6 protein-coding genes and 1 pseudogene are annotated in these 4,097 nt (G+C 68.9%); 1 reads left to right on the forward strand and 6 read right to left on the reverse strand.

The window, feature by feature from the left end:
• From VNR91_RS02690 to VNR91_RS02705, 4 genes and pseudogenes are all read right to left on the reverse strand, one after another.
• Nucleotides 1-309, reverse strand: a pseudogene (locus VNR91_RS02690) (peptidase M19); the annotation flags it as partial.
• Between the two features lie 126 nt (nt 310-435).
• Nucleotides 436-906, reverse strand: coding sequence for a dihydrofolate reductase (locus VNR91_RS02695; protein WP_325489249.1), 471 nt, complete (start codon nt 904-906; stop codon nt 436-438).
• Nucleotides 907-913: 7 nt separating this feature from the next.
• Nucleotides 914-1,066, reverse strand: coding sequence for a hypothetical protein (locus VNR91_RS02700; RefSeq protein ID WP_325489250.1), 153 nt, complete (start codon nt 1,064-1,066; stop codon nt 914-916).
• 64 nt (nt 1,067-1,130) lie between these two features.
• Nucleotides 1,131-1,925 (reverse strand): thymidylate synthase, encoded by a 795-nt coding sequence (locus VNR91_RS02705; protein ID WP_325489251.1) that lies wholly within the window; start codon nt 1,923-1,925, stop codon nt 1,131-1,133.
• A gap of 136 nt (nt 1,926-2,061) precedes the next feature.
• Here VNR91_RS02705 and VNR91_RS02710 point away from each other — a divergent pair, with 136 nt between their 5' ends.
• Entirely contained in the window at nt 2,062-2,448 is a 387-nt protein-coding gene (locus VNR91_RS02710; RefSeq protein WP_325489252.1) for a JAB domain-containing protein, read from the forward strand.
• Here the strand turns inward: VNR91_RS02710 and VNR91_RS02715 are convergent.
• Together VNR91_RS02715 and prfB are read right to left on the reverse strand one after the other, a co-directional pair.
• Entirely contained in the window at nt 2,420-3,190 is a 771-nt protein-coding gene (locus VNR91_RS02715; protein ID WP_325489253.1) for a class I SAM-dependent methyltransferase, read from the reverse strand. The two genes, VNR91_RS02710 and VNR91_RS02715, sit on opposite strands and share 29 nt — an antisense overlap.
• 169 nt (nt 3,191-3,359) lie before the next feature.
• The coding region (gene prfB / locus VNR91_RS02720; protein WP_325489254.1) for a peptide chain release factor 2 at nt 3,360-4,097 on the reverse strand (738 nt) is incomplete at its 5' end.

Here is a 4,097-nt window from a genome sequence, read left to right on the forward strand (position 1 = left end):
CTGGCCCTTGGGCGTCTTGGTCACCGACGAGAAGATCTGAAGTGCGACATTGCCCTCGATCAGCCGGGGCAGGTCGACTTGGCCGCGCCCCGACCGCGTCAGCGGGTTGCGCTGCCACAGCAGCGTGTCGACGTGCATGTCGGCGATCGCCAGCCGGGCGTGGAGCGCGCGCGTCTCGGGCGTGACCTGCGGTAGCGCGGTCGGCGCGACCTTGTTCATCCCACGCTCGACGATCGCCGGCGCCAGCGCGAAGAAGCCCGCCACCGCCGCAGCGACCAGCGCCAACGCGATCCACAGCCACTTCCGCATTGTACCCCCTCCCATTGCGGTACGCCGTTCGCCCCGTTCCGTCCGTCTCGCCGACGCTCGAGCCTGCCACGAGAGCCTGTCTCGGTCGGCAGTCGGAGGGGCCACTCCGAACGAGCGGAGAGGCGCCTACCGCCGCTCCAGCGTGACGAAGCTATAGCCTTCGTGATCCTCGCGAAAGACCTCGCGCCAGTCGGCGGGGTCGAACGCCGGCACCGCCGCGTCGCCTGCGGGCGTGGCATGGACCTCGGTCAGTTCGATGCGGTCGGCGAGCGGCAGGAACAGCGCGAACACCTCTGCGCCGCCGATCACCGCGATGTCGGGGACGTTGCCGGCCAGCGCAATCGCCTCCGCGACCGAATGGACCGGCTCCGCGCCCGGCGCGGACCAGCCCCGGTCGCGCGTCAGCACGATATGGCGCCGGCCGGGCAGGGGGGCGGGGAAGCCGGCGAAGGTCTTGCGCCCCATCACCATCGGCTTGCCCATCGTCTGCGCCTTGAATCGCTTCAGGTCGGCGGGCAGGCGCCACGGCAGCGCGCCGTCGCGCCCGATCACGCCATTGTCCGCCCGCGCGAGGTGAAAGCTGATCCGGGGTGCCACACGCGGCTTATGAGGCGGGCAGCGGACCCTGCCAACTGTTTCCCTCCATCGGCAGCGTCGGATGCGCGTGACGCACCGGCGCGGCGGCAAAGGGCGATAGCGCCGGGGCGGGAACGACCTGAGCGATCAGTACCGCGACAACCAGCAATGGCCTGAGCATCTCGTTACCTCCCGTATGAACTACAACTGTAGTCAAAGGGCTGAACGGCGGCTGAATGGTGGCGTCAGACGGCGACTTCGGCCTTGATGTGCGGCTGTGCCGCATAGTCGTCGATCGCGAAATCCTCATAGTCATAGGCGTCGATCGACGGCGGCTGGCGCAGGATGCGCAGGCGCGGCAGCGGCCCCGGCGTGCGCGCCAGCTGCTCGCGCGCCTGGTCGAGATGGTTGGTGTAGAGGTGGCAATCGCCGCCGGTCCAGATGAACTCGCCCGGTTCCAGCCCGCATTGCTGGGCGAGCATGTGGGTGAGCAGCGCATAGCTGGCGATGTTGAACGGCACGCCGAGGAAGATGTCGGCCGAACGCTGGTAAAGCTGGAGCGACAGCCGCCCGTTGGCGACATGGGTCTGGAACAGGCAGTGGCACGGCGCCAGCGCCATCGCGTGCAGCTCGCCGGGGTTCCACGCGGTGACGATTTGCCGGCGCGACGCGGGGTTGGTGCGGATCGTGTCGATCAGTTCGGCGATCTGGTCGATATGGCGGCCGTCGGCGGCCTGCCAGTCGCGCCATTGTTTGCCATAGATCGGGCCGAGATCGCCGTCCTCGCCCGCCCATTCGTCCCAGATGCCGACCCGGCGTTCCTGCAGCCAGCGCACGTTGGTGTCGCCGCGCAGGAACCACAGCAGCTCGATGATGATCGATCGCAGGTGCAGCTTCTTGGTGGTCAGCACCGGAAAGCCGTCGGCCAGGTCGAATCGCATCTGGTGGCCGAAAACGCTGAGCGTGCCGACCCCGGTGCGGTCGTTCTGCGCGGCGCCGTGGGTCAGCGCGCGCTCCATCAGGTCGAGGTATTGGCGCATCGTCGGCCGATCTTAACGTCGCCGCGCGCGCGCGCATAGCGATCGATCCGTATTGGTGGCGCTTTGCTCCGAACCCGATCTAATCGCTACGCGGAAAACAGCAATTTTCTGGCATTATTTCAGTAAGATGCCTGTGATGCCCTACGCCGTTCCGTCCCACCTCGCCAGTGTGGCGGACGCACGCGCGCTGTTCGGGATGATCGCCGACGCGCGGCGGGAAATCGCGGTGATCGCCTATCTGGCGGCGGATCATCGGCTGATCGGGCTCGACTATGTGGTCGGGACGCGCGATTCGGTGGAGGTGGCGCCGCGCCTGGTGGTGAGTGGCGCGCTGCGCCACGGCGCGCGGCAGGTGGTGATGGCGCACAACCACCCCAGCGGCGATCCCCGGCCCAGCCCCGCCGACCTCGCCCACGCCCGACGGCTGGCGCAGGCGCTGCACCCGATCGAGGTGCGGCTGGCCGACCAGCTGATCCTGGCGGGGCCGGCGACGATCAGCCTGCGGGCGCTGGGGTTGTTGTAGCAGCGGGGCGGGCGGTGCGGCACGGCCGGATCGCCCCGGGATCGGGGCGCGGCCCCTGCGGGCGGAACATCGCGATATAGCCCCCGGCCGACGGCATCGCCTGCCGCTCGATCTGGACATAGCCGACCGCGGCGAATTCGCAGGCGAGCAGCGCCGGCGGGGTGCCGTGGTTCTGCGTCTCGCGGTTCGCATCGACCACCACCACCGCGCCGTCGGGCTTCACCGACGGGCGCAGATGCCACAGGAACTCATAGGGCGACTGGATCTCATGGTACATGTGGACCATCAGCACCCGGTCGAAGCTGGCCGGCGGCAGTCGGGGATCGGCCGGCGCGCCCAGCCGCACGCTGACATTGTCGAGCCGTTCCCGGGTGACTCGCTGCGCCAGCGCGTCGCGGACCGCAGGGACGATGTCCTCGGCCAGCACGCGGCCGTCGGCGCCGACGCGCTGGGCGAGGCGAATGGTATAATAGCCTTCGCCCGCGCCGATGTCGGCGACGGTCATGCCGGGCTTGATGTCAGACTTGTCCATCACCGTCGCCGCTTCGTTCAGCCGGTCGCGCGCTTCCTCGGTCGACCAGCGCGGGGAAACGATGCTGGCGACCGGACGGTCGGCGGCGGGGAAGGCGGGCGTCGCGCCGCGCTGCTTGTTGGCGACGGTGACCGGCGCGCTCTCGCAGGCGGCGAGCAGCAGCACGGCCAGCCCCACCCCGATCCGCGCCGTGCCGGCACGTTGCCCCATCACTCCGTCCTTCCCGCCGGGCCACGCCGGCCCCGCGCCTGCGATAGCGCGGCGACCCGGTGCCCGTCGAGCGGTCTTGATGGCGCAAATATTCACCTGTCCGTCTCGAGCAGTCCGTCCGACTGCTCGAACCCTGCACGAGGCGAACGGACGCTCGAAGTGGCCGCCGCTAATCGACGTCCTCCACCACCACCGTCTCGCCGGTGACGCGCTGCGCCAGCGCCGCCGCCATGAACTCGTCGAGGTCGCCGTCGAGCACGTCGGACGGGGAGGTGGAGGTCGTGCCGGTGCGCAGGTCCTTCACCATCTGATAGGGCTGGAGCACATAGCTGCGGATCTGGTGGCCCCAGCCGATGTCGGTCTTGGTCGCGTTCTGCGCGTTCGCCGCCGCCTCGCGCTCGGCCAGCTCGCGTTCGTACAGCCGCGCGCGCAGCTGGTTGTATGCCTCGGCCTTGTTCTTGTGCTGGCTGCGCTGGTTCTGGCACTGGACGACGATGCCGGTCGGCAGATGGGTGATGCGCACCGCCGAATCGGTGGTGTTGATGTGCTGTCCGCCCGCACCCGACGCGCGATAGGTGTCGATGCGCAGGTCGCTGTCGTTGATGGCGACCTCGATATTCTCGTCGATCACCGGATAGACCCAGACGGACGAGAAGCTGGTGTGGCGCCGCGCCGCGCTGTCATAGGGAGAGATGCGGACCAGCCGGTGCACACCGCTTTCGGTCTTGGCGTAACCATAGGCGTTCTCGCCCTTGAGCAGCAGCGTCGCCGACTTGATCCCGGCCTGTTCGCCGGCATGATGATCGATCAGCTCGACCTTCATGCCGTGGCGCTCGGCCCAGCGCGTGTACATGCGCTGGAGCATCTCCGCCCAATCCTGGCTCTCGGTGCCGCCGGCGCCGGCGTT

The sequence above is a fragment of the Sphingomonas sp. genome, assembly GCF_035555815.1.
In the GTDB taxonomy this organism is placed as follows: Bacteria; Pseudomonadota; Alphaproteobacteria; order Sphingomonadales; family Sphingomonadaceae; genus Sphingomonas.

Excerpts from the sequence above, each read along its gene's own strand:
- VNR91_RS02700 (WP_325489250.1), bottom strand. The coding sequence starts at position 1,066 with ATGCTCAGGCCATTGCTGGTTGTCGCGGTACTGATCGCTCAGGTCGTT.
- VNR91_RS02705 (WP_325489251.1), bottom strand. The coding sequence starts at position 1,925 with ATGCGCCAATACCTCGACCTGATGGAGCGCGCGCTGACCCACGGCGCC.
- VNR91_RS02710 (WP_325489252.1), top strand. The coding sequence starts at position 2,062 with ATGCCCTACGCCGTTCCGTCCCACCTCGCCAGTGTGGCGGACGCACGC.
- VNR91_RS02715 (WP_325489253.1), bottom strand. The coding sequence starts at position 3,190 with ATGGGGCAACGTGCCGGCACGGCGCGGATCGGGGTGGGGCTGGCCGTG.